Source organism: Streptomyces sp. NPDC001056, assembly GCF_053598955.1.
The window spans coordinates 126,898-150,042 of record NZ_JBSFLI010000018.1; the positions used below are offsets into that span (position 1 = coordinate 126,898).

A 23,145-nucleotide genomic window follows, 5' to 3' on the forward strand; every position below is an offset into this window, starting at 1 on the left:
AAGGCGATCACCCATGGCCGGGGCGCACTCCTCCGCGTAGCGTGTGGGTCAACACGGCAGGGGAAAGATCCTCCTCAGGTAGCACGATCGATCCTTTGCCAATCCATTACGCTTGAGCCAAGGCTGCGCGAGGCAGCCATGGAGGAGTGAGATGAGGAGCAGCAACCCGGTCTTCTCGCGACGGGGGTTCAGCCGCGACCACGGCTACGCCGGCTTCAACACCGCAGCGCAGGCCGGGTACGCAGGGACCAACCCGTACGCGCAGAACCCCTACGCGCAGGGCGGCCACACCCAGAACCCGTACGCGCAGGGCGCTTACGGGCAGCCGGGCGTCCAGTACGGCGCCCCGTCGCAGGCCCCGGCCGCCACCGGCCGGATGACCATGGACGACGTCGTCGTCCGCTCGGCCATGACGCTCGGCACCGTCGCGCTCGGCGCCGTCCTCGCCTGGGCCCTGCTGCCGGTCTCGCCCACGAGCTACGGCCTGGCCGTCGGCTCCGCGGTGATCGCGTTCGTCCTGGCGATGGTCCAGAACTTCAAGCGCACCCCGGTGCCCGCGCTGATCCTCGGGTACGCGGCCTTCGAGGGCGTCTTCCTCGGCGTCGTCAGCGAGATGTACAACAGCCGCTGGCAGGGCGCACCCTTCCAGGCGGTGCTCGGCACCATGGCCGTCACCGGCGCCACCCTCCTGATCTACAAGGCGGGCTGGATCCGCGTCACCGCGCGCTACGCCCGCATCGGTCTCGCCATCGCGATGGCCTTCGTGGCCGTCATGGTGGTCAACCTGCTGCTGGTCGTGTTCGGCGTCGCCGAGAACGGCGGGCTGCGCAGCTTCGGCCCGCTCGGCGCGCTCGTCGGCATCGTCGCGATCCTGCTCGGCGCGTTCTTCCTGACCCTCGACTTCAAGCAGATCGAGGACGGTATCGCGTACGGCGCGCCGCGGGGCGAGGCATGGCTCGCCGCCTTCGGCCTCACCGTCACCCTGGTGTGGATCTACCTGGAGATGCTGCGGCTGGTGGCGATCTTCACCAACAACGACTAGCGCGCGTACGGCGCTTCGCTCGGCCAGGGGCCCCGGGTTCTCGCCCGGGGCCCTCTGCCGTCCGGGGGCGGGGTGTTCAGAGCAGCTTGCGAGCCGCCCTGCGCAGGTCGTACTCGTGCACGATGGCCTTCGCGTGGCCGTACGCCAGGTCGTACTCGTGCCGGAGCCAGCTGACCTTCTCCTCGAAGCGGACCAGGGCGGGGCCCTCCTCGACGGTGCGCAGCCAGTCGGAGACCTCACGACCGGTGCAGTGCGGGATGCGGGCGAGCATGTTGCGATGGGTCTCCTCGGAGAAGACTTGGGACATCGGCACCTCCGGGCGCAAAGGGGATGTAAGCCGGTCCTTCACGTCACCGTGCCCGAGCGTTCGCCACTTGGCAACAGTGCGGCGCGTTACGCTCGGCGCGTGGTTGATACGACGCCCCTCACCCAAGCAGTGGATCACTTCGCCGACCGGTTGCGCGCCGCACCGCAGAGCAGGCTGCAGCGCAGCGCCGCCGCGGAGGCCCTCGCGCTGGCGCGGGAGTTGTCCCGGCGGGCGCAGGCGGCGGAGGAGCCGGGCGCCGAGCCGCGGGAGATGCCGGACGCGGGGATGTTCGCGGTGGCGGACCAGATCCTGGTGGCCGCACACGACTTGGCGCTGGTGCTGAAGGACGACGCCGAGGTCGGCGAGGCGGTGCGGCTGGTCGAGGAGGCGCGGGGGAGGGCGGGGGTCTGAGGCCCCCGCGGGGTTCGACGTGCCGTCTCGCTACAGGGAGGCGATGACGCGGTCCGCCAGGATGTAGATCATGTCCGCGCCGCACGCGAAGGTGAGGGTGTACGCGCCGGAGACGCCCGAACCGCCCAGCAGGTAGGGGGCGTCGCCCGCCTCCACGGCCCGCGCGAGGCGCTCGGCCGTCTCGCGGTGACCCGGCGTCATGCACAGCGTGGTGCCGTCGGCGAAGACGTAGACGTCGAGGGTGCCCAGCGGCCCGGGGCGGACGTCGGACAGTTCCACGCGCTCGTCGGCCAGGTGCTCCAGCGTGTCGGCCGTGCGCTCGTGGTCGTCCGCGGCCGACTGGGCCGGGACGAAGTCCGGGTGGGAGGGGTGGCGGCGGCGGGCCGCGGCCAGCTCCGGGGACTCTCCCCCGGCGGGGGCACCCCCCGCGAACTCGTCGGCGTCGGCGGCCGGCTCCGCCACCGGTTCGAGGCCGGCGAAGTCGGACTGCCGCGGCAGGAACGGCTCGTGGTCGGGCAGGCCGAGCAGCGAGGGCGCGTCGGAGGCGTCCCGGGCCTCCTGCGCGGCCCAGAAGGCACGCGCCTCGGCGAGTTCCCGCTCCCGCTCCTCCGCGAGCGCCTCGGCCACGGCCGCCCGTATCCGCTCGGTGTCGGCATGGGTGCGGGCGTGGGGCAGCAGCGCGTGCATCGCGGCGGACTGGTTCTCCGCGAGCTGTGCCTGCAACTCCGTGAGCTGGCGGCGCAGCTTCAGCACGGTGCGCAGGACGGCGACGCCCACGGCGCCCGTGGCGGCCGTGGTGAGCAGCAGGGCGATCGGCATGGCGCTCACTGACGTACTCCCAGGTTCAAAGTCGACCCCCGACTTCCTACATCAGCTTGAAGGGCGGACTACCCAACTGTCAGTGCGTAACGTCACGAAACGGACAGTTCTTTGGCTTCATGGCCGCGCCGCACAGGGTGCCGTCCGGTGCTGACCTGCGCCGATGCCCGGGACGGGGAGATAGGTCACATCCTGGGGGAGATTGGATCACAGAAAGGCCCAGAACCCACTGGTTTCCGGGGTTCTGGGCCGATCCCTGACCTGAAGTGCCTGATTCGCTACGGACGGTGGGTCAGGTGGTGTGGATGCGCCGGGTCAGCTGAGGCGCTCGATGACCATCGCCATGCCCTGGCCGCCGCCGACGCACATCGTCTCCAGGCCGAACTGCTTGTCGTGCCACTGGAGGGAGTTGATCAGCGTGCCGGTGATCCGGGCGCCGGTCATGCCGAAGGGGTGGCCGACGGCGATGGCGCCGCCGTTGACGTTCACCTTGTCGAGGTCGAAGCCCAGCTCGCGGTAGGACGGGATCACCTGGGCGGCGAAGGCCTCGTTGATCTCGACCAGGTCGATGTCGTCCGAGGTCAGACCGGCCCGGCGCAGCGCCTGCCTGCTCGCCTCGACCGGGCCGAGGCCCATGATCTCGGGGGAGAGGGCGGAGACGCCGGTGGACACGATGCGGGCGAGCGGGGTCAGGCCCAGCTCGCGGGCCTTGGTGTCGCTCATGATGACGAGGGCGGCGGCGCCGTCGTTGAGCGGGCAGCAGTTGCCGGCGGTGACCAGGCCGTCGGGGCGGAAGACCGGCTTCAGGCCGGCGACGCCCTCCAGGGTGACGCCGGCGCGCGGGCCGTCGTCCTTGTTGACCACGGTGCCGTCGGGGAGCGTGACCGGGGTGATCTCGCGCTCCCAGAAGCCGGCCTTGATGGCCTGCTCGGCGAGGTTCTGCGAGCGGACGCCGAACTCGTCCATCTCCTGGCGGGTGATGCCCTTCCAGCGGGCCAGGTTCTCGGCGGTCTGTCCCATCGCGATGTACGCGTCCGGGATCAGGCCGTCCTCCCGCGGGTCGTGCCAGGTGGTGCCCTCCTGCTGGGCGACGGCCTCGGTGCGGGCCTCGGCCTCGGCGAACAGCGGGTTGCGCGTGTCCGGGATGCTGTCGGAGCTGCCCTTGGCGAAGCGGGAGACGGTCTCGACGCCGGCCGAGATGAAGACGTCGCCCTCGCCGGCCTTGATGGCGTGCAGGGCCATGCGGGAGGTCTGGAGGGAGGAGGAGCAGTAGCGGGTGATGGTGCAGCCGGGCAGGTGGTCCATGCCCATCTGCACGGCGACGATCCGGCCGAGGTTGTTGCCCTGCTCGCCGCCGGGCAGACCGCAGCCGAGCATCAGGTCGTCGATGTCCCTCGGGTCCAGCTCGGGGACCTTGGCGAGCGCGGCCTGGATGATCGTGGCGGCGAGGTCGTCGGCGCGCAGATCCTTGAGCGAGCCCTTCCCGGCGCGGCCGATGGGGGAACGGGCGGTCGAGACGATCACGGCTTCGGGCATCGAGGCTCCAGGTGAACGGGCGGGTTGGTGCAGGGCCGGTCTGGAAGTTACCTGCCCGTAGTTGGCAGGTCATCGGTGTGGGAGTGTGACACTGACCGCAGTTTCTAAGCGCTTGCTTTTCCGAGGGGGGTCGTCACGGGGACGGTGTCGCCGGTTCCGGCTCGGGAACGCGGCGGCGGTGGCGGCGTTTCAGGAGGGCCCAGGGGCCGCGCGGGCCCGTCGGGATGGCGGCCGTCACCTCCGTGCCGGCCTCCGAGGCGGCCTCGGCGGCGGCGCGGGCCACCGGGAGGAAGCCCTCGCGGCGGGTGACGTCGGGCCGGTCCTCCTCCGCCGGCCACAGGCCGAGCGCCGCGCACACCGTGGGGAGGACGGCCATCGCCGCCGTCGCGTAGCCCTCGGCCGAGGGGTGGTAGTTGTCCGGTCCGAACAGCTCCCGGGGGTTCGCCGCGAACTCCGGTCCCAGCAGGTCGCCCAGCGAGACCGTGCGGCCCCCCTGTTCCACCACCCCGATCGTCTGCGCCGCCGCCAGCTGCCGCGACGCCCGCCGCGCCAGCCAGCGCAGCGGCTGCTGCACCGGTTCGATCGTGCCGAGGTCGGGGCAGGTACCGACCACCACCTCCGCGCCGGCCGTGCGCAGCCGCCGTACCGCGGCCGACAGATGCCGTACCGAACGCGTCGGCGGCATCCGGTGGGTCACGTCGTTCGCGCCGACCATGATCACGCAGATGTCCGGCGCGGACGGCCCGGCCGACAGCACCAGCGAGACCTGGCGGTCCAGATCGTCGGACTGCGCACCCGGCAACGCCACGTTCCGCAGCTCCACCGGGCGCTCCGCCACCGCCGCGAGCCCCGAGGCCAGCAGCGCGCCCGGCGTCTGCCCCGCCCGGTGCACCCCCTGCCCCGCGGCCGTGGAGTCGCCGAGCATCACCAGGCGCAGGGCGGGCTCACCGGGAACGACGTACGGGCGGCCGTACATCCCCTCCGCCACCGGCACCCGGTCGCCGCCGCCGTTGCCCACCTGGCGCCGCGCCAGCCGTACCTCCGCGAGCAGCAGCCCGACCGCGGCCGCCCCGATCAGCCCGGCCCCGCCGCCGCCGTACGCCGCCCCGGCCGCGATCCGCCGGGCCACCCGCGCCCTCGACATGTTCGTCATGCGCCGCCGCCACCTCCTCGTAGCCGTACACCCACTCCTTGCCCCGTACAGGGCGTGCGCCAATCTCGACGGCGAGTGAACGACCGCCCGAGCCGGGCCAGGGGCCTTAGGCTGACGGCACCACTAAGACCTCTTTTGCAGCGACCGGAGACAACGGTGCGATTCCACGACTCGATGATCAGCCTCGTCGGCGACACCCCGCTGGTGAAGCTCAACAACGTGACCAAGGGCATTCAGGCGACCGTCCTGGCCAAGGTGGAGTACTTCAACCCGGGCGGTTCCGTGAAGGACCGCATCGCCCTGCGCATGATCGAGGCAGCCGAGGAGAGCGGGGAGCTGAAGCCCGGCGGCACCATCGTGGAGCCGACCAGTGGCAACACGGGTGTGGGCCTGGCCATCGTGGCCCAGCAGAAGGGCTACAAGTGCATCTTCGTGTGCCCTGACAAGGTGAGCACCGACAAGATCAACGTGCTGCGTGCCTACGGCGCCGAGGTCGTCGTCTGCCCGACCGCCGTGGACCCCGAGCACCCGGACTCGTACTACAACGTCTCCGACCGCCTGGTGCGCGAGACGCCGGGCGCCTGGAAGCCCGACCAGTACTCCAACCCCAACAACCCGCTGTCGCACTACCACTCCACCGGTCCGGAGCTGTGGGACCAGACCGAGGGCAAGATCACCCACTTCGTGGCGGGCGTGGGCACCGGCGGCACCATCTCCGGTACCGGCCGCTACCTGAAGGACGCCAGCAAGGGCAAGGTCAAGGTCATCGGCGCCGACCCCGAGGGCTCCGTCTACTCCGGCGGCTCCGGCCGGCCGTACCTGATCGAGGGCGTCGGTGAGGACTTCTGGCCGACCGCCTACGACCGCACCGTCGCCGACGAGATCATCGCCGTGTCCGACAAGGACGCCTTCCAGATGACCCGCCGCCTGGCCAAGGAGGAGGGCCTGCTGGTGGGCGGCTCCTGCGGCATGGCCGTGGTCGCCGCGCTGCGCGTCGCCGAGGGACTCGGCCCGGACGACGTCGTCGTGGTGCTGCTGCCGGACAGCGGCCGCGGCTACCTCTCGAAGATCTTCAACGACGAGTGGATGGCCGACTACGGCTTCCTGGAGGACGAGGGCCCGAGCGCCCGCGTCGCCGACGTCCTGAACGACAAGGCCGGCGCGGTCATCCCCTCCCTCGTGCACATGCACCCGGAGGAGACCGTCGGGCAGGCCATCGAGGTGCTGCGCGAGTACGGCGTCTCGCAGATGCCGGTCGTCAAGCCGGGTGCCGGTCACCCGGACGTGATGGCCGCCGAGGTCGTCGGCTCGGTGGTGGAGCGTGAGCTGCTGGACGCCCTGTTCTCCAAGCGCGCCTCGCTGGAGGACCCGCTGGAGAAGCACATGAGCGCCCCGCTGCCCCAGGTGGGCTCCGGCGAGCCGCTCGGCGACCTGATGCAGGTGCTGGGCACGGCGGACGCGGCGATCGTCCTCGTCGAGGGCAAGCCGACCGGCGTGGTCAGCCGCCAGGACCTGCTGGCCTTCCTGGCCAAGGGCGGCAACAAGTAGCCGATCCGACACGGGCCCCCTTCCCGGGTGGGAGGGGGCCCGTTTTTCGGTGCCTGGTGCGTTCAGACGCTCTGGCGAGAGGCGAACTGGACGAACGCGGACCAGGAGCTGGCGCGGAAGGTGAGGGTGCCGGCGTCGCGGTCCTTGGTGTCGCGGACGGGGACGGTGCCGGGGACGTTGGCGGCGACCTCGACACAGTTGCCGCCGTTGCTGCTGTAGGAGGAGGTGAACCAGCGGGGTGAGTCCGTCACGGGGTGTCCTTCTGAGAGGCGAACTGGACGAACGCGGACCAGGAGGCGGTGCTGAAGGTGAGGGTGCCGGCGTCGCGGTCCTTGGTGTCGCGGACGGGGACGGTGCCGGGGACGTTGGCGGCAACCTCCACGCAGGCGCCGCCGTTGTTGCTGTAGGAGGACGTGAACCAGCGGGGGGAGTCGGTCGTCACGGGGTGCCCTTTCGTACCTCATTGATCATGGCTACCGATGCCGCCTGAGGCAGAGCTTCGGCCTGCAATTGATGGTAGGCCGACAACAGGGGGAGTACGGCTGTCGTTTCGCGATCCACGTGTCCCCGCAACTGGGACTCCGCGTATGCGACCACGGACAGGTCCGGCATCGTCAGCAGGTACATGGGGAGGTCAAACGTACGGCGCTCCCCTATGCCGTACGGGGCGATCTGGAGCACGGTGTTCGGCAGTTCGGCGAACTGAGTCAGCCGATCAAGCTGAGCGTTCATGACCTTGGGGCCGCCGACCGGCCTGCGAACGCAGCTCTCGTCCATCACGACCAGCATCATGGGCGGGCGAGGCCGCTCCAGGGCGGCTTGCCGCTCCGCCAGGAACGCGACTCGCTCATCAGCTTGTTCGGGTGTGATGGCGCCTCGCCGCACCGCGCTGTTCGCCAGCACCCGTGCGTACTCCGGTGTCTGGAGCAGCCCGGGGACGATCCCGATCTCGTACAGCCGGATCTCCGCGGCCCTCCCCTCGTACTTGATGTACTCCGGGAAGCCCTCCAGCAGGTTGCCGTGCTTGATCTCGCGGTACTCGCGCTCGAACGACTCCGCTGTGTCCGCGATGCCGAACGCCCTGTCAGCACTACGCGCAAAGCGAAGGGTTGGAGGCTTCCGACCAGTTTCGATGGCCGAGATATGCACGCTGGAATATTCAGTGAGGGTGGCGAGGTCCTCCTGGGTCCAGCCGCGCGCCTCTCGCTTGCTGCGCATACGTGCCCCGAAGGCCGCCTGGGGCGAGGCGTCCGGGTTCAACTCCTTGCGGTTCAAGGGTCGTTCGACATCCTTCCGTTCCAGCCTGACCAGTTGAAGGGATTTCCACTGTAGGTCACTCTGAAGCCGCACGGTAGCGATTCCGCTACACAGAGGAGTGGTTGAGAAAGGCTGGGCGATGTATCCCCACACCAGCACGGCCGTCGAGGTCGCGGAGATCACCAACTCGCTCGCGGCGGTCCTGGACGAGGCCGCCATCGAACTCCCCCAGTTCCACGGCGGGTTGGCCCCGAACGAGAGCCGGGAGTCCGTCATCCGCCTGGGCGACTGCGACGTGAGGCAGGGGCGTGCCCTTCTCGGTCTGCTCCTCGACGGGCTGGTCCTGCGGCAGAGGCATGCCGACGAGCACCCGACGAGCGCTCCGGTGAGACCCGTGACGCGTGAGCGGAGGCCGGACGACCTGCTGGCCCGGCTGAAGTCCGCCTTCCGTGAGGCCGGTTGGCTGGTCGACCTGGAGGTCATCCAGACGGCCTGGGGGCCGCGCCTCGCCTTCCGTGACGGCCTGGGGCTCGACCACGCGGACGAGCTGATCCTGACGGTCCAGGCCGGCGTCAGGGCCAGGGTGATCAAGGCTTGACGATGACTCTCGCGGTGTACCGGGTGGACCGCCAGGGGAACCGGCACGTCGTGCGCGAGGAACACGAGGTGACTCCCCTCAAGGCGCCGGAATTCTCCAGCGCCTGGCCGCCGTGCCAGTGCCCGAGGCACCGCCACCGCAACCGCCCATGAGATCCCGGCCTTTGACGCGAGGCTTCTGCCTCCTGTGCCGCCACACCACGTACGTCTTCTGGATCGGTCCGGTCGAGCACGACGGACAGCGCGCGCCGGCCTACGCCTGCGAGGACTGCTGCGCATTTGTACGGACCTACATCCACCAGTGCAACCAGCAGCGGGACCAGCGTCCCGCCACATGACCGCCCTTCATTGCGACCGCGCCCGGGAGCCCACGATGTTCCGATGCAAGGCCATGACCGGCTTGGACGACGCCGTCCGAGCCCTCGCGCAGCAGATTCCGTCCCCGCGTGCGGACATCGACTGGGCGCCGTCGCCGTCGCTCCGGTGCATGCTCGAAGACGTGCCGCACGACCACCACGCGGCGTTCCTCCGCACCGGCGCGAGCGCGGCTCCGGACTCCGATGTCTTCGTGTGCTGGCGCGACGGGGCGTCCGCGCAGTGGATCGAGGACATCGAGTGCTGCATGAACAGGCCGAACCCCCTGGCCACGGGTTGCACCCTCTTCAAGGGGCATCCCGGACGGTGCGAGTGGCAGTACGCCGACCCCGAGGACACGGCCATCCAGGCGGCGGCCGACCGCCTCACCCTGTGAGCCGGCAACCCACTCCGGAGCTTGTGTTTCCCGGACCACCAGAGATCGGCGCCGTTCGGGCCGGCGGCATACCCTGAACCCCGTCCGCACAGTCTGGGGGAGTCATGACAAGTAGGTTCACCGAGCTGGCCGTTGACTGCCATGATCCGGAGAGACTCGCGGCCTTCTGGTGCGAGGTCCTGGACCTCAAGGTGATCGACCGGAGCGAGGGCAAGGTCGAGATCGGCTCCTGGGTGCCGACCGTCGAGGATGTTCGGGCCCGCCAGATGCCGCCCACCCTGCTGTTCATCCAGGTGCCCGAGGGCAAGAACGTGAAGAACCGGCTTCACCTCGACGTCAGCCCGATCGACAGCAGCACCGAGGACGAGGTGACCAGATTGCTCGGCCTCGGCGCCACGAAGACAGATGTAGGCCAGGGCTCAGACCGAAACTGGGTGGTCATGGCAGACCCCGAAGGCAACGAGTTCTGCGTCCTGCGCACCCTGGCACCGCAGAACCAGGCCGCGAGCGGTACCCGCACGCCGTCAACCCCTACGACGTGACAGCGGACATGGTGTTGCGGCTTCTCGCCGAGCGCCGGATTCCCGTGGCCAGCTTCATGATCGCCCGGTCCCTCGCCCGCGAGCCCGTGACCTCGGCGAACCCGGGATGACCGCGGCCGTTCGAATCGACGCGGAAGTGGTACGAAGGCGTCACGTGCACGCAGCACCCGCTTAACACGCGTCCGGCACATTAGTGGGTGTCGGCGTCACGGACCTCCGGAGCGGCTCCCGGACCTCCATGGACGCCCAGGATGCGCGGCTCGGCCCTGACCCGGCCCGCGTCCCTCGCGGGGACCGCCGTCGTCCCGCCCCCCGGCAACGGGGGTGCGGCGGTCCCCGCGCAAGACTTCTCGGCGGTCAGGGAGCCGCCGGGCGCGGCCTCCGCCCGGCGGCCAAGGAGTCGCGGGGCACGATTCCTCCCGGCATCCACGGTCCGCCGGGGCTGCTCGCCCCCGGTGGGCCGTCAGTCGTCCCGGCCGGACCGGGCCCGCAGCCCCGACAGCAGCTCCGGGCGCTGGCGTATCGCCTGGGCCGCGTTGACACCGACGATCCCGAGCCACGCCACCACCATTCCGGCGAGTCCCGTGAGGGCGCCGGCGATGGCGGACAGCGGGACGGCCAGGACCAGGGTGAGCACGGCGAAGCCGTACCGCTCGCCCCAGGAGTCCACCGGGTTCGGGCGCCGGGCGGTGCCGCGCGCGGCCGCCATCTGCTGCTCCGCCAGCTGCCGCCGCACCCGGCGGTCCACCGCGCCGTCGAGCCGCTGCTCCACCTTCTCCAGGAAGGACTCGACCAGGGCGGAGTCGTAGTCGTCCCCCAGGTCCCTGCGGGCCCGTACGGTCGCGTCGAGGTCCTTCCGCAGCTCGGCGTCGTCCTTGAGTCCGACGTCCTGCGGGTCACGTGCGCTCATGCACTCACCCTAGGAAACGCCGGGCCTCCGCCGCACTGGGGAAAGCCCCCCTGTCGGGGTGGTGGGAACCCCGTGGTGGGAACCCCGAGAACCCCTCAGGGCAGCAGCGACACCAGCCCCGATCCGGCGTCGAGCCGCGCGGCCACCACCCGTGCGGCCCCGAAGGCGGGGTCGGCCCGGATCGCGTCCCGTACCCACGTGGTCTGGGCCCGCAGGGTGTGCTCCGCCCAGTCGCCGGGCCGGCCCCGGGTGCGCCGGGCGGCCGGGGCGATCTCCTCGACCAGCAGCTCCAGATGGTCCGGCACCGGCGCCCCGGTGCGCAGCCGCTCCAGCGTGGCGGCGACCGCGGCACACCGCTCGTGTCCGAGGACCAGCACGAGCGGGGCGCCGAGTTCCTGGACGCCGTACTGCGCGGAGCCGAGCACGGCCTCGTCCAGCACCTGCCCGGCGGTGCGGATGCACAGCAGCTCCCCGAGCGCCTGGTCGAGGACCAGTTCCGGCGGGGCGGGGGCGTCCACGCAGCCGAGGACCACCGCGTGCGGGCGCCGCCCGGTGGGACGGCCGTACACCCGCCGGGCATGGCCGCGGGCGTAGCGCGCGTTGCCGGCGAGGAGTTCGTCCAGGACGGCCGCGGCGGCGGGCCGGGGCTCACCCGCGCCGGGTGGGGGGACGAGGGAGGGACGGTGGGGACGGGGTGCGGGCGCGGTCGGCGTCCGTAAGGCCCGGTGGGGGGTGGCCATGACGCTTCCTCGGTGTCGTGCCAGTAGTGTTCACCGTAAGCGGGCGGGTCATCACTCTGGGTGGCGGTTTAGCGACACTTGGCTGTTTTCGCGCCTGATCATCGCTACCGCGATACCACCCCTTGAACGACACGCCCCTGGACGGTGTCTTCTCGAACGCCGCTTTCGCGGACGACGTCGCGCCGGACTTCCGCCGCATCCGTGCCTGGTGCGCGCGGCGGCCTCGGCGTTCCGAGGGGCGATGTCCGCACGGCCGGGGGCGCGGCGGAGCGGGTCCAGGCTGTATAACGGTATACAGCGAAACCTTGTCTGAATATCAGCCCGTGTCCGGCACGGCCTCGGCGCTGTACTCTCCCGGGGCGTCGAGGATCCGAGGGGGAGTACGTGATGAGCGGGACCGACAGCCCGGCCAACCGGTTGCAGGCGCTCTTCGAGGGCCACCGGCTCACGCCGACCCAGCGTCGTATCGCGCACAGCATGGTGCGGCGCGCCGCCGACGTGCCCTTCCTGTCCAGCGTGGAGCTGGCCGAACTGGCCGGGGTCAGCCAGCCGTCGGTGACCCGGTTCGCGGTCGCCCTCGGCTTCGACGGGTATCCCGCGCTGCGCCGGCATCTGCGCGAGGTCGTGCCCGCCGAGCCCGCGCCCGAGAACGGCGTGCACAACGAGTACCAGCTCGCCGTCGAGGCCGAGATCGAGAACCTGCGGCACCTCGCGGAGCTGCTCGCCGATCCGCGCCCGGTGCGGGAGGCGGGCCGGGTTCTCGCGGCCTCGCGCCCGCTGCCGGTGCTCGGGCTGCGCGCCGCCGCCTCCCAGGCGTACGGCTTCGCGTACTTCGCCGCCAAGGTCCACCCGGACGTCCGCCTGCTCGACGAGGGCGGCACGATGATCCAGGACCGCATCGACGCCGCCGTCCGCGCGGGCGCCAGTGCCCTGCTGTGCTTCGCGCTGCCCCGGCATCCGCGGGAGGTGGTCGACACCCTCGCCTACGCCAAGGACGTGGGTCTGACCGTCGTCACCGTCGCGGACTCCGCGTTCGCGCCCGTCGCCAAGCACTCGGACCTGCTGCTGCCCGCAGCCGTCGGCACCGGCCTCGCCTTCGACACCGCGTGCGCGCCGATGCTGCTGGGCCGGGTGCTGCTGGAGGCGGTCTGCGACGACCTGCCGGACGCGCAGGCCCGCCTGGAGGAGTTCGACGCGAAGGCCGCCGCGCGGGGGCTCTTCGTGGAGTGAACCCCGTCCTCTCAGGTTCGTCTCACGTTCCCCCGTTAACGTCTCCGCCGGACGGACACGGTGGGGACTCGTGACACGGGAGGCCGACGTGGCGCGCGCGGGACGCGGAGAACGCAGAGAAGGCAGAGAACGCAGAGAACGCGGAGAACGCGGAGGACAGGGACTGGCCCGGGTGGCCGTCGTCGTGCGGGCGGGGGCCGCCCCGCTGTGGTGGTTCGGGGTGGTGGCCGCCGGAGTCGGCGCCGTGCCCGAGGGACTGACGGGGCGCCGGATCGGGGCGCTCGCCGGGGCCGCGCTCTTCGTCGTCGGCGCCGTGGTGGTCGCGTCGGCGCGTCGGCGCCGGTACGACGCGCTCGCCCGGGGCGTGGTCCGCGCGGGCAGGCACGACGTCCTCCAGGACCGCGCGGTGACCGTGCGTGCCTGGCGCCGCGGGCACCGCTGGTGGCTCGTGCTCGCCTGGGCCGTCGCGATCGGCTCGGCCTTCGCGGTGCCGGTCGCGGGCGGGCTGCTGCTGGCCGGGTGCGGCACCGGGCTGTGGTGGAAGGCCGCGTGGCTCGGGCGGCGCGAACGGGCCCTGGAGACCCTGCTCTGGGCGCGCGTCGACTGGCTCGACCGGCGCGGCGGCCGCCCGGCGGGCAAGGCGGTCAAGGGCCTGCGTGGTACGGGCGTCGCGGCCGGCGACGCGGCCCCGGGCGGGGCCCGCCGCCGTACCGCGGCCCTCGTCTGACCTGGGAGGACCTAGACCTCCAGGTCCTCCTCGATCCGCTTCAGCTGGTGGCGGGCCATCGCCAGGTTGGCCCGGCCGGAGTCCAGGACCAGGTAGAGGAACAGGCCGTTTCCGCCGCGCCCCTGGAGGAGGCGGATCAGGTGGTACTGGTCGGAGAGCGTGATGAGGATGTCCTCGATCTCGCTCTTGAGGCCCAGCATCTCCATCGTGCGCATCTTGGCGCGGATCACATCGGTGTTGCCGGCGGCGGCCACGTTCAGGTCGAAGGTCTTGCTGCCGCCCATCGTGCCCAGCGCCATCCCGCTGGTGTAGTCGACGAGCGCGACGCCGGTGGCGCCCTCGATCGAGGTCAGCGCCTCTTTGAGGGCGGTCTCGGTGTTGGCCATGTCGGGTCCTCTCAACTGTCGGTTGTCGTGCGTGCGGTGGTCGTGCGCGGCGCCCGGGTGCTCCGGGCGCGCGCGGGCGCGGAGGTCTGGCGTGCGGAAGTGTCGCGGGCGGCGGCCGCGGCCTCGGCGGCGTCCAGGAGTTCGCCGATCCGGGCGCCGGAGCGGCGGCCCTCCAGATGCAGTCGGCCGACGTTGACCCGGTCCTGCGCGAGCAGGGTCAGTACGGCGCTGCGCCCGGCCGCGTAGGTGGCGACGTAGCCGCGCTCGCCACGCACCAGCAGCTCGCGCAGGCCGCCGTTGCCGGTGGCGTCGGCGACCCGTACGGCGACGCCGAGCGCGGCCGCGGTCAGCGCCGCCAGCCCCTCGGGGTCGACGCCGGGCGTGTCATGGGCGACGACGAGTCCGTCGACGCCGGCCGTGAGCGCGCCGGTGAGCTGCGGCACCCGGGTGCGCAGCCGGTGCAGCTCCTCCAGGACGGTCCGGAGGTCGTCCTCGGACACCATCAGCTCTCTCCTCTCGGCGGGGCGTGGCCGTTCAAAGCGCCTCCAGCGCATCCCTGAGCCTCTTCAGCAGCGCGATGTCGGGGTCGGTGACCGGGGGCAGGGGCGGGGGAAGGCTCCGGGCCTGTTCCGGTGCGGTCGTGGGGGCGGTCGCGGGGGCCGTCGCGGGGGCGGGCGGCTTCGGAGCCACGGGCCTCAGGTGCCCGGCCGCGGCCAGCCTGCGGACGTCGACCAGCGTGTGGAACGCCTGCCGGCCCAGCTCCCGGGCGATGTCGGCGGCGGTACGGGTGCCGTTCACGCGGTCCAGGACGGCGCGTTGGCGGGGGGTGACGGGGGTGGGGCGGGCGCGGGCGGCGCCTGCCGACCGCCCGCCGGGTCCGGGCGCTCGACCTGCGGACGGGGCCGGGCCGATCGGCTGGGTACGGCCCGTGGCCGGGCCCCGGTGGGCCACCGGGGCGCTCGCCGCGGCCGGGTCCGCGCGGATCAGGGGGGCGGTGTCCGCGGCCGGTTCGGGCCACAGCCGGTGCAGTTGCAGCCGGCGGCGCAGGGTCTCGCGTTCGAGCGCGACCACCGGGACCGAGGGCAACGGGCCGGTGCGGGGCGCGCCGTCGTAGTGGAACCGGCCCGGGGTGCTGCTCGGCGCGAGGGCGAAGTACCCGGCGTCGTACAGCGCGTCCAGATGGCACAGCTCCAGCGCGCCCGCCGGTAACAGCCCGGACTCCAGGAGGAGTTCGGCCGCGTGCAACGGGCCCTCGCTCGCGGCCGCGGCCCGCTGCCAGGCGGCGGTCGCCAGGGTGCCGTGGGCCGTGAGGAGCACGTCGAGACCCGGGGCGAGGGGACTCTCGGCGTGCACCACCCGGCCCTCGGCGAGGTACAGGGTGCCGTGCTCGCGGACCAGGACACCGGTGGCCCGCTCCTCGGCCAGCCGGGTCAGCATCGGGGACAGCGCGCGGGTGGCGGACCTGTCCCGCACCGGCAGCGGCGGCGGCGTACGGACCATGGTCATCCCAGCACCAGGCGGGAGGCCATCTCGCCGAGCCGTATGCGGGCGAGCGCGAGGTTGCCCTCCTCGCGGCCCAGCCACAGGTGCAGGAACACGCTGCTGTCGAAGGACGTGTCCACGAACCGCAGCAGGTGGTAGCTGTCCGCGTTGCTCACGATCACGTCCTCCACCGGCGGGCGGTCCGCCCCCTGGGCCGTGAACGTGCCGTGCTCCGCGGCCAGCCGGGCCAGCTCGGCGGCCTCGGCGGCGGCCGTCTCGTGATCGCCGCCGGGCGCCTCCCCGACCGTGCCGAGCGCGAGGCCGCTCGTCCAGTCCACCAGCGCGGCACCCCGGGCACCGGGCAATCGCATCGCTTCCAGCAGGCACTCGTCGATTCCGGGCACCGCGTGGCTCCCCTCCCGCCTGGGACTCCGGCTGAGTGACCCCGACACTACGCAACGTGTGGGGGAGGAGTGAGCTGTTCGGCATTTTCCGGTGGAACATGCTTACGGCGTACTAGTGTTTCCCAACTGGCCTCTGTGGCACCGGAGTTGATCCATTTGTTCGAGTGAGGCGGGGGCGCGTCAACGGCTCCCGGGTGTAAGCGGGGTGGTGAGCGCCGACGCGTGCGCGCCCCCGGACTCCGCCACCACCTCCGCGACCGTCTGCGGCTCCCGTACGGTGGCGAAGGCGACGCCTCCCGCGCCGTCCGGTCCGAAGCCGTAGATCCCGGGCCGGGTGAGGGAGTTGTAGGCGTAGTGGTGCGCGAAGTAGTACGCGCCCGTGTCCAGCGCCGCCGCGTAGTCCCCCTGCTCCAGCGCGGGCAGTGCCCGCCCCTCGGCGAGCAGGTCGCCCGAGAAGCAGGCCGGGCCCGCCACGTCCTGCACCACCTCGGGACCCGGCTTGGGCCGCCCCTGCGCGTCGTACGCGGCGATCCGCAGCGGCCACGCCCCCGGCGCGTACACCGTCCGCGTCGCCACCTGCACCCCCGCGTGCGTCACCGCGATCCGCCGCCCGCCCGAGCGCTTGGCGTACTCCACCCGCGCCACCACCGTGCCGTGCTTGGCCAGCAGCGACCGCCCGAACTCGGTCACCAGCCCGTACCGCCCCGCGCGCAGCCCCGGTACCCGCTCGGCCAGCAGCCGCGCGTACCGCGCGTACGTCGGCGCCGTCGCCTCCCCCGCGAAGTTCACCGGCAGCCCGCCGCCGATGTCGAGCGTGTCGACCTGCCGCCGCCCCACCCGCGCGTTGATCTCCTCCGCCAGCGCGTACGTCTCCGCCACGCCCCGGGCCAGCAAGGGCAGCGGAACGCCCTGCGAGCCGGTGTGCGCGTGCAGCCGGGTCAGCCACGGCCGTTCCGCGTACGCCCGTACGACCCACTCGCGCGCCCCCTCGTCGCGCAGCGCCACCCCGAACTTCGAGGTCTCCGTCGCCGTCGACGTCGCCCCGATGCTGCCGCCGCCGATCTGCGGGTTGACCCGGATGCCGAGCGGGGACCGGGCGGGCGCGGCGGGGGCGCCTCCCGTGCCTCCCGCGCCTCCCGCGCCTCTCGGGCCGTGGGCGCGGACCAGGGCGTCCAGGCGGTCCAGCTCCTGCGGGTTGTCGGCGTTCACGGCGATGCCCAGTGCCAGCGCCTCGCGCAGCTCCGCCGGGGTCTTGGCGGGGGAGTCCAGCACGATCCGCACGGCCGGCACGCCGGCCGCGCGCGCCAGCGCCAGCTCGCCGGGGCTCGCCACCTCGGCGCCGATGCCCTCCTCGTGCAGCAGCCGCAGCACCGGCACCAGCGGGGTCGCCTTCACCGCGAACGCGTGCAGCACCGGGGTGCCGGGCGCGAGCACCGCCTCGAACGCCGTCCGCAGCGCCGCCGCCGACTCCCGGATGCCCCGCACGTCCAGCAGCCCCACCACGGCCGCGTCGGGGCCGAGCAGGCCCTGCTCCACGGCGGCGCGCACCGCCTCGTCCCGGCGCGCGGCCCGCTCCCTCGCCTCGGCCTCGACGTCGTGGTCCACGGCGTTTCCCTCCTGTCGGCGGTCAGCTGCTTCCAGCCAAACACCCGGGACGCGCGGACGCGGCCGCCCCGGTGTGTTGACTAGTTCTATTCAGGAAGTCAGGATATGAATAGACGTAGCAACAGCAGGAGGCAGACGATGTCGGGACCCCGCCCCGTACGAGCACCGCGCGGCACGGAACTCAGCGCCCTGGGCTGGCAGCAGGAGGCCGCCCTGCGCATGCTGCAGAACAACCTCGACCCCGAGGTGGCCGAGCACCCCGACAAGCTCGTCGTCTACGGCGGCACCGGCAAGGCCGCCCGTGACTGGCGCTCCTTCGACGCGATGGTGCGCACCCTGCGCACCCTCAAGCCGGACGAGACCATGCTGGTCCAGTCCGGCCGCCCGGTCGGCGTGATGCAGACCCACGAGTGGGCGCCGCGCGTCCTCATCGCCAACTCCAACCTGGTCGGCGACTGGGCCAACTGGGAGGAGTTCCGCCGCCTGGAGGCCCTCGGCCTGACCATGTACGGCCAGATGACCGCCGGTTCCTGGATCTACATCGGCACGCAGGGCATCCTCCAGGGCACCTACGAGACCTTCGCCGCCGTCGCCGCGAAGAAGTTCGACGGCACCCTGGCCGGAACCATCACCCTCACCGCCGGCCTCGGCGGCATGGGCGGCGCCCAGCCGCTCGCGGTCACCATGAACGACGGCGTCGCCATCTGCATCGACTGCGACCCGCGCGCCATCGACCGCCGCATCGAGCACCGCTACCTGGACGTCAAGGCCGACAACCTCGACCACGCCCTCCAGCTCGCGACCGAGGCCCGTGACGCCCGCCGCCCGCTGTCCATCGGCGTCCTCGGCAACGCGGCCGAGCTGGTCCCGCAACTGCTCGCGATGAACGCCCCCATCGACATCGTCACCGACCAGACCTCCGCCCACGACCCGCTGGCCTACCTGCCGCTCGGCGTGGCCTTCGAGGACATGGCCGACGCCGCCGCCAAGGACCCGGCCGGGTTCACCGCGCGGGCCCGCGAGTCCATGGCCAGGCACGTCGAGGCCATGGTCGGCTTCCTGGACGCCGGCGCCGAGGTCTTCGACTACGGCAACTCCATCCGCGGTGAGGCCCGACTCGCCGGTTACGACCGCGCGTTCGCCTTCCCCGGCTTCGTCCCCGCCTACATCAGGCCGCTGTTCTGCGAGGGCAAGGGCCCCTTCCGCTGGGCCGCGCTGTCCGGCGACCCGGCGGACATCGCCAAGACCGACAAGGCGATCCTCGACCTCTTCCCGGAGAACGAGTCCCTCGCGCGCTGGATCAAGATGGCCGGCGAGCGGGTCCACTTCCAGGGCCTGCCCGCGCGCATCTGCTGGCTCGGCTACGGCGAGCGGGACAAGGCCGGCGAGCGGTTCAACGACATGGTGGCCTCCGGTGAGCTGGCGGCGCCGCTGGCGATCGGCCGCGACCACCTCGACTGCGGGTCCGTCGCCTCGCCGTACCGCGAGACCGAGGCCATGCTCGACGGCTCCGACGCGATCGCCGACTGGCCGCTGCTGAACGCCATGGTCAACGTGGCCTCGGGCGCGTCCTGGGTGTCCATCCACCACGGCGGCGGTGTGGGCATGGGGCGGTCCATCCACGCCGGTCAGGTCACGGTGGCCGACGGCACGAAGCTCGGCGGCGAGAAGATCCGGCGCGTGCTCACCAACGACCCGGGGATGGGCGTCATCCGGCATGTGGACGCCGGGTACGACATCGCCGAGGACGTCGCCCGGGACCGGGGCGTCCGGGTGCCGATGCGTGAGGGTGACGGCGCGTGAGCCAGGACCGGGGCGCGCGTTCCGCCCTGCGGGACGCCCGCCCGCAGCCGGGCGGCGCCGGCGTCGTGAGCGGCTCCTCCTTCCACGAGATGTGGGCCGAACTGCTGCCCGTCGGCCGCAACGCCGACTCCGGTGGATACCGGCGCTACGCCTGGACCGGGCCCGACGCCGAGTGCCGGGCCTGGTTCAGGCAGCAGGCCGAGGGACGCGGGCTGGCCTACGAGGTCGACCGCAACGGGAACCAGTGGGCCTGGCTCGGGGACCCGGCCGCCGGGGACGCCGTGGTCACCGGGTCGCACCTGGACTCCGTGCCGGACGGCGGGGCCTTCGACGGGCCTCTCGGGGTGGTGTCCTCCTTCGCCGCGCTCGACGAACTCCTCCGCAGGGGAGCGCGGTTCACCCGGCCCCTCGCCATCGTCAACTTCGGTGACGAGGAGGGGGCCCGGTTCGGGCTCGCCTGTGTCGGCTCGCGGCTGACCTCGGGCGCGCTGACGGTCGAGGACGCGCACCGGCTCACCGACGGGGACGGGATCACCCTGCCCCGGGCCATGGAGGCCGCCGGGTACGACCCCGACGCCATCGGGCCCGACCCCGAACGGCTGGCCCGGATCGGCGCCTTCGTCGAACTGCACGTCGAACAGGGCCGCGCGCTGGACCTGTCCGGCGACCGGGTCGGCATCGCCAGCGCCATCTGGCCGCACGGACGCTGGCGGTTCGACTTCCGGGGCGAGGCCAACCACGCCGGCACCACCCGTCTGGCCGACCGCCACGACCCGATGCTGTCGTACGCCGAGACGGTGCTCGCCGCCCGCCGCGAGGCCGGACTCGCCGGTGCCGTCGCCACCTTCGGCAAGATCGTGGTGGACCCGGGCGGCGTCAACGCGATCCCCTCGCGGGTGCGCGGCTGGCTCGACTCCCGCGCCGCCGACCAGGAGACCCTGGACACGGTGGTCGGCGGCATCGAGAAGGCGGCCCGGGAGTACGCGGACGCGCACGGCGTGGACCTGGACGTCGTACGGGAGTCCTTCACGCCCGTCGTGGAGTTCGACCACGCCCTGCGCGACGAACTCGGCCGCATCCTGGGCCGGGACACCGACCTGACGGTGCCCGTCCTCGGCACCGGCGCCGGACACGACGCCGGGATCCTCTCGGGGAGCATCCCCACCGCCATGCTGTTCGTGCGCAACCCCACCGGTGTCTCGCACTCCCCGGCCGAGTTCGCGGCCGAGGACGACTGCGTGGCCGGGGTGGGCGCGCTCGCCGACGTACTGGAAGGGCTGGCCTGCAGGTGACCAAGGCGACCTACTGGTTGGAGCACGCCTGGCTCGGCGACCGTGTCGAGCCGGGGGTGCTGGTCGAGACCGGGGACGGGCGGATCGGTGCCGTGCGCACCGGGGCGTCCGTCCCGCCGCCCGGCGCCGAGGTGCTGCGCGGCCTCACCCTGCCCGGGCTGGCCAACGCCCACAGCCACGCCTTCCACCGGGCGCTGCGCGGCACCGTCCAGACCGGCTCCGGCACCTTCTGGACCTGGCGCGAGGTGATGTACTCCGTCGCCGACCGGCTGACCCCGGACACCTACCACGCGCTCGCCCGCGCGGTGTACGCCGAGATGGCGCTGGCCGGCATCACCTGTGTCGGCGAGTTCCACTACGTGCACCACGCCCACGGCGGCACCCCCTACGCCGACCCCAACGCCATGGGCGAGGCGCTGATCGCGGCCGCCGCCGAGGCCGGCATCCGGATCACCCTCCTCGACACCTGCTACCTCTCGGCCGGTTTCGGGCGGGCCCCCGACCCCCACCAGCTGCGCTTCTCCGACGGCAGCGCGGAGTCCTGGGCCGAACGCTGTGCGGTTCTCAAGGAACGGGATCACGCACGGATCGGGGCGGCGATCCACTCCGTACGGGCCGTGCCCGCCGACCAGTTGGCGACCGTGGCCCGCTGGGCCGAGGAACGGCGGGCCCCGCTGCACGTGCACCTGTCGGAGCAGACCGCCGAGAACGACGCCTGCCTCGCCGCGCACGGCCGCACCCCCACCCGGCTGCTCGCCGACCACGGCGTCCTCGGGCCGCGCACCACCGGGGTGCACAACACCCACCTCACCGACGAGGACATCGCCCTGCTCGGCGGGTCGCGCACCGGCACCTGCATGTGCCCGACCACCGAACGCGACCTCGCCGACGGCATCGGCCCGGCCGTCGCCCTCCAGCGGGCGGGCTCCCCGCTCTCCCTCGGCTCCGACAGCCACGCCGTCGTCGACCTGCTCGAAGAGGCGCGCGCGATGGAGCTGAACGAGCGGCTGCGCACCCGCACCCGGGGCCACTGGACGGCCGCCGCCCTGCTGCGGGCCGCCACCGCCGACGGTCACGCCGCCCTCGGCTGGGACGAGGCCGGCCGCATCGAGCCGGGCGCGCTCGCCGACCTGACGACGATCGCCCTGGACTCGGTCAGGACAGCGGGCCCGGAGCCCCGGCTGGGCGCCGAGACGGCCGTATTCGCGGCGGGCGCGGCCGACGTACGGCATACGGTCGTGGGCGGCCGGCAGGTCGTGCGCGACGGCGCGCACACGCTCGTACCGGACGTGCCCCGCGCGCTGGCCGCGGCCGTCGAAGCCCTGCGCTGACCCCGATCGCCCCCCACGAGGACACCATGAGCAGCAGCACCGTCATCACCAACATCGCGGCACTGGTCACCAACGACCCCTCTCTCGGCGACAACTCCCCCCTCGGCCTGGTCCAGGACGCCGCCGTGGTCATCGAGGGCGACCGCGTCGCGTGGACCGGCGATTCAAGGGAAGCACCCGCCACTGACAACCGGGTCGACGCGGGCGGCCGGGCGGTGCTGCCGGGGTTCGTGGACTCCCACTCCCACCTGGTCTTCGCCGGGGACCGCACCCAGGAGTTCAACGCCCGGATGTCGGGCCGCTCCTACTCGGCGGGCGGCATCCGCACCACCGTCGCCGCCACCCGCGCCGCGAGCGACGCGGAACTGGAGGCCAACCTCACCCACTACCTGGCCGAGGCGCTGCGCCAGGGCACCACCACCTTCGAGACCAAGTCGGGCTACGGTCTGACCGTCGAGGACGAGGCCCGCGCGCTGCGCATCGCGGCCAGGCACACCGACGAGGTGACGTACCTCGGCGCGCACATCGTCCCGCCCGACCACGCCGACGACCCGGCGGCCTATGTCGCCCTGGTCACCGGCGAGATGCTGGACGCCTGCGCCCCGCACGCCCGCTGGATCGACGTGTTCTGCGAGAAGGGCGCCTTCGACGGCGACCAGGCCCGTGCGATCCTCACCGCCGGCCGGGCGAAGGGCCTGCACCCGCGCATCCACGCCAACCAGCTCTCCTACGGCCCCGGCGTGCAGCTGGCCGTGGAACTGGACGCGGCCAGCGCCGACCACTGCACCCACCTCACGGACGCCGATGTCGACGCCCTGGCGGGCGGCGACACGGTCGCCACGCTGCTGCCCGGCGCCGAGTTCTCCACCCGCGCCGAGTGGCCGGACGCCCGTCGGCTGCTGGACGCCGGGGTCACCGTCGCCCTGTCCACGGACTGCAACCCGGGCTCGTCCTTCACGTCCTCCGTGCCCTTCTGCATCGCGCTGGCCGTGCGCGACATGGGCATGACCCCCGACGAGGCCGTCTGGTCCGCCACGGCGGGCGGCGCCGCGGCCCTGCGCCGCACCGACATCGGCCGCCTCACCCCCGGCGCCCGCGCCGACCTGACCCTCCTCGACGCCCCGAGCCACGTCCACCTCGCCTACCGCCCGGGTGTGCCCCTGGTCAGCGGGGTGTGGCGGAGCGGCGTGCGCGTGGTGTGAGCCGGGCGGCCCGGCGGGGCGCAGACACGCCGAAGCGGCCCGGACGAGGAATCCGGGCCGCTTGCGCCGG

General features: G+C 72.7%; 27 protein-coding genes. 13 read left to right on the forward strand and 14 right to left on the reverse strand.

Annotated elements, in window-relative coordinates:
- The first annotated feature begins 151 nt into the window (after positions 1 to 151).
- The gene (locus ACWDD7_RS21935; RefSeq protein WP_450458570.1) at positions 152 to 1,042 is read left to right on the forward strand and encodes a Bax inhibitor-1/YccA family protein; all 891 of its coding nucleotides are present in this window, start codon (positions 152 to 154) and stop codon (positions 1,040 to 1,042) included.
- A 76-nt stretch (positions 1,043 to 1,118) separates the two neighbouring features.
- On the opposite strand, the gene ACWDD7_RS21940 is transcribed toward ACWDD7_RS21935, so the two are convergent.
- Positions 1,119 to 1,349 carry a DUF4287 domain-containing protein gene (locus ACWDD7_RS21940; protein ID WP_351864080.1) on the reverse strand — a complete coding sequence of 77 codons (231 nt, stop codon included), beginning with the start codon at positions 1,347 to 1,349 and terminating at the stop codon, positions 1,119 to 1,121.
- A 99-nt stretch (positions 1,350 to 1,448) separates the two neighbouring features.
- On the opposite strand from ACWDD7_RS21940, the gene ACWDD7_RS21945 reads away from it, so the two are divergent.
- On the forward strand, positions 1,449 to 1,760 hold the full coding sequence (locus ACWDD7_RS21945) for a hypothetical protein (protein ID WP_351864077.1): 312 nt from the start codon (positions 1,449 to 1,451) through the stop codon (positions 1,758 to 1,760).
- A gap of 30 nt (positions 1,761 to 1,790) precedes the next feature.
- Here the strand turns inward: ACWDD7_RS21945 and ACWDD7_RS21950 are convergent, their stop codons facing one another.
- From ACWDD7_RS21950 to ACWDD7_RS21960, 3 genes are all read right to left on the reverse strand, one after another.
- The gene (locus ACWDD7_RS21950) at positions 1,791 to 2,588 is read right to left on the reverse strand and encodes a hypothetical protein (RefSeq protein ID WP_351864074.1); all 798 of its coding nucleotides are present in this window, start codon (positions 2,586 to 2,588) and stop codon (positions 1,791 to 1,793) included.
- Positions 2,589 to 2,894: 306 nt separating this feature from the next.
- The gene (locus ACWDD7_RS21955; protein WP_351864071.1) at positions 2,895 to 4,115 is read right to left on the reverse strand and encodes an acetyl-CoA C-acetyltransferase; all 1,221 of its coding nucleotides are present in this window, start codon (positions 4,113 to 4,115) and stop codon (positions 2,895 to 2,897) included.
- 133 nt (positions 4,116 to 4,248) lie between these two features.
- On the reverse strand, positions 4,249 to 5,268 hold the full coding sequence (locus ACWDD7_RS21960; RefSeq protein WP_450458571.1) for an SGNH/GDSL hydrolase family protein: 1,020 nt from the start codon (positions 5,266 to 5,268) through the stop codon (positions 4,249 to 4,251).
- A 156-nt stretch (positions 5,269 to 5,424) separates the two neighbouring features.
- On the opposite strand from ACWDD7_RS21960, the gene ACWDD7_RS21965 reads away from it, so the two are divergent.
- A complete protein-coding gene (locus tag ACWDD7_RS21965; protein ID WP_351864066.1) occupies positions 5,425 to 6,816 on the forward strand; it encodes a cystathionine beta-synthase in 1,392 nt (463 codons plus the stop codon).
- A gap of 62 nt (positions 6,817 to 6,878) precedes the next feature.
- Here ACWDD7_RS21965 and ACWDD7_RS21970 read toward each other — a convergent pair whose 3' ends face one another.
- From ACWDD7_RS21970 to ACWDD7_RS21980, 3 genes are read right to left on the reverse strand one after another with little or no spacing between them, the layout of a single operon-like run.
- The gene (locus ACWDD7_RS21970) at positions 6,879 to 7,067 is read right to left on the reverse strand and encodes a DUF397 domain-containing protein (protein ID WP_450458572.1); all 189 of its coding nucleotides are present in this window, start codon (positions 7,065 to 7,067) and stop codon (positions 6,879 to 6,881) included.
- Positions 7,064 to 7,258, reverse strand: coding sequence for a DUF397 domain-containing protein (locus ACWDD7_RS21975; protein ID WP_450458573.1), 195 nt, complete (start codon positions 7,256 to 7,258; stop codon positions 7,064 to 7,066). The genes ACWDD7_RS21970 and ACWDD7_RS21975 overlap by 4 nt, the downstream gene beginning before the upstream one ends.
- Entirely contained in the window at positions 7,255 to 8,091 is an 837-nt protein-coding gene (locus tag ACWDD7_RS21980; protein ID WP_450458575.1) for a helix-turn-helix domain-containing protein, read from the reverse strand. The genes ACWDD7_RS21975 and ACWDD7_RS21980 overlap by 4 nt, the downstream gene beginning before the upstream one ends.
- Positions 8,092 to 8,212: 121 nt before the next feature.
- On the opposite strand from ACWDD7_RS21980, the gene ACWDD7_RS21985 reads away from it, so the two are divergent.
- The 4 genes from ACWDD7_RS21985 to ACWDD7_RS22000 all read left to right on the forward strand — a co-directional run bounded on the left by ACWDD7_RS21985 (position 8,213) and on the right by ACWDD7_RS22000 (position 9,963).
- Positions 8,213 to 8,671, forward strand: coding sequence for a hypothetical protein (locus ACWDD7_RS21985; RefSeq protein ID WP_450458576.1), 459 nt, complete (start codon positions 8,213 to 8,215; stop codon positions 8,669 to 8,671).
- A gap of 163 nt (positions 8,672 to 8,834) precedes the next feature.
- Entirely contained in the window at positions 8,835 to 9,008 is a 174-nt protein-coding gene (locus ACWDD7_RS21990; RefSeq protein ID WP_450458577.1) for a hypothetical protein, read from the forward strand.
- Positions 9,009 to 9,061: 53 nt separating this feature from the next.
- Entirely contained in the window at positions 9,062 to 9,421 is a 360-nt protein-coding gene (locus ACWDD7_RS21995) for a hypothetical protein (protein WP_392216116.1), read from the forward strand.
- Positions 9,422 to 9,525: 104 nt separating this feature from the next.
- Positions 9,526 to 9,963 (forward strand): VOC family protein, encoded by a 438-nt coding sequence (locus ACWDD7_RS22000; protein ID WP_450458578.1) that lies wholly within the window; start codon positions 9,526 to 9,528, stop codon positions 9,961 to 9,963.
- 463 nt (positions 9,964 to 10,426) lie between these two features.
- Here ACWDD7_RS22000 and ACWDD7_RS22005 read toward each other — a convergent pair whose 3' ends face one another.
- Positions 10,427 to 10,873 carry a hypothetical protein gene (locus ACWDD7_RS22005; protein ID WP_392216120.1) on the reverse strand — a complete coding sequence of 149 codons (447 nt, stop codon included), beginning with the start codon at positions 10,871 to 10,873 and terminating at the stop codon, positions 10,427 to 10,429.
- A gap of 95 nt (positions 10,874 to 10,968) precedes the next feature.
- On the reverse strand, positions 10,969 to 11,613 hold the full coding sequence (locus ACWDD7_RS22010) for a carbonic anhydrase (protein WP_450458579.1): 645 nt from the start codon (positions 11,611 to 11,613) through the stop codon (positions 10,969 to 10,971).
- A 387-nt stretch (positions 11,614 to 12,000) separates the two neighbouring features.
- Here ACWDD7_RS22010 and ACWDD7_RS22015 point away from each other — a divergent pair, with 387 nt between their 5' ends.
- On the forward strand, positions 12,001 to 12,843 hold the full coding sequence (locus ACWDD7_RS22015) for a MurR/RpiR family transcriptional regulator (RefSeq protein ID WP_351864044.1): 843 nt from the start codon (positions 12,001 to 12,003) through the stop codon (positions 12,841 to 12,843).
- Positions 12,844 to 13,015: 172 nt separating this feature from the next.
- The gene (locus ACWDD7_RS22020; protein WP_351864041.1) at positions 13,016 to 13,570 is read left to right on the forward strand and encodes a hypothetical protein; all 555 of its coding nucleotides are present in this window, start codon (positions 13,016 to 13,018) and stop codon (positions 13,568 to 13,570) included.
- A gap of 11 nt (positions 13,571 to 13,581) precedes the next feature.
- Here the strand turns inward: ACWDD7_RS22020 and ACWDD7_RS22025 are convergent, their stop codons facing one another.
- The 5 genes from ACWDD7_RS22025 to ACWDD7_RS22045 form a co-directional block, all read right to left on the reverse strand.
- Positions 13,582 to 13,956, reverse strand: coding sequence for a roadblock/LC7 domain-containing protein (locus ACWDD7_RS22025; RefSeq protein WP_351864039.1), 375 nt, complete (start codon positions 13,954 to 13,956; stop codon positions 13,582 to 13,584).
- Positions 13,957 to 13,967: 11 nt separating this feature from the next.
- The gene (locus tag ACWDD7_RS22030) at positions 13,968 to 14,459 is read right to left on the reverse strand and encodes a roadblock/LC7 domain-containing protein (protein WP_392216125.1); all 492 of its coding nucleotides are present in this window, start codon (positions 14,457 to 14,459) and stop codon (positions 13,968 to 13,970) included.
- 31 nt (positions 14,460 to 14,490) lie between these two features.
- Positions 14,491 to 15,462 carry a transcriptional regulator gene (locus ACWDD7_RS22035; RefSeq protein ID WP_450458580.1) on the reverse strand — a complete coding sequence of 324 codons (972 nt, stop codon included), beginning with the start codon at positions 15,460 to 15,462 and terminating at the stop codon, positions 14,491 to 14,493.
- Positions 15,459 to 15,842, reverse strand: coding sequence for a hypothetical protein (locus tag ACWDD7_RS22040; RefSeq protein ID WP_351864031.1), 384 nt, complete (start codon positions 15,840 to 15,842; stop codon positions 15,459 to 15,461). The genes ACWDD7_RS22035 and ACWDD7_RS22040 overlap by 4 nt, the downstream gene beginning before the upstream one ends.
- Before the next feature lie 180 nt (positions 15,843 to 16,022).
- Positions 16,023 to 17,447: a diaminopimelate decarboxylase gene (locus tag ACWDD7_RS22045; RefSeq protein WP_450458582.1), complete on the reverse strand. Its 1,425-nt coding sequence runs from the start codon at positions 17,445 to 17,447 to the stop codon at positions 16,023 to 16,025.
- Between the two features lie 138 nt (positions 17,448 to 17,585).
- On the opposite strand from ACWDD7_RS22045, the gene hutU reads away from it, so the two are divergent.
- From hutU to hutI, 4 genes are all read left to right on the forward strand, one after another.
- Positions 17,586 to 19,250: a urocanate hydratase gene (hutU, locus tag ACWDD7_RS22050; protein WP_450458583.1), complete on the forward strand. Its 1,665-nt coding sequence runs from the start codon at positions 17,586 to 17,588 to the stop codon at positions 19,248 to 19,250.
- Positions 19,251 to 19,339: 89 nt separating this feature from the next.
- Positions 19,340 to 20,542: an allantoate amidohydrolase gene (locus ACWDD7_RS22055; RefSeq protein ID WP_450458609.1), complete on the forward strand. Its 1,203-nt coding sequence runs from the start codon at positions 19,340 to 19,342 to the stop codon at positions 20,540 to 20,542.
- Positions 20,539 to 21,873, forward strand: a complete 1,335-nt coding sequence (locus ACWDD7_RS22060) for a formimidoylglutamate deiminase (RefSeq protein WP_450458584.1) — start codon at positions 20,539 to 20,541, stop codon at positions 21,871 to 21,873. Before ACWDD7_RS22055 ends, ACWDD7_RS22060 begins: the two co-directional genes overlap by 4 nt.
- Before the next feature lie 26 nt (positions 21,874 to 21,899).
- A complete protein-coding gene (gene hutI, locus ACWDD7_RS22065) occupies positions 21,900 to 23,075 on the forward strand; it encodes an imidazolonepropionase (RefSeq protein ID WP_450458585.1) in 1,176 nt (391 codons plus the stop codon).
- Positions 23,076 to 23,145: the final 70 nt, after the last annotated feature.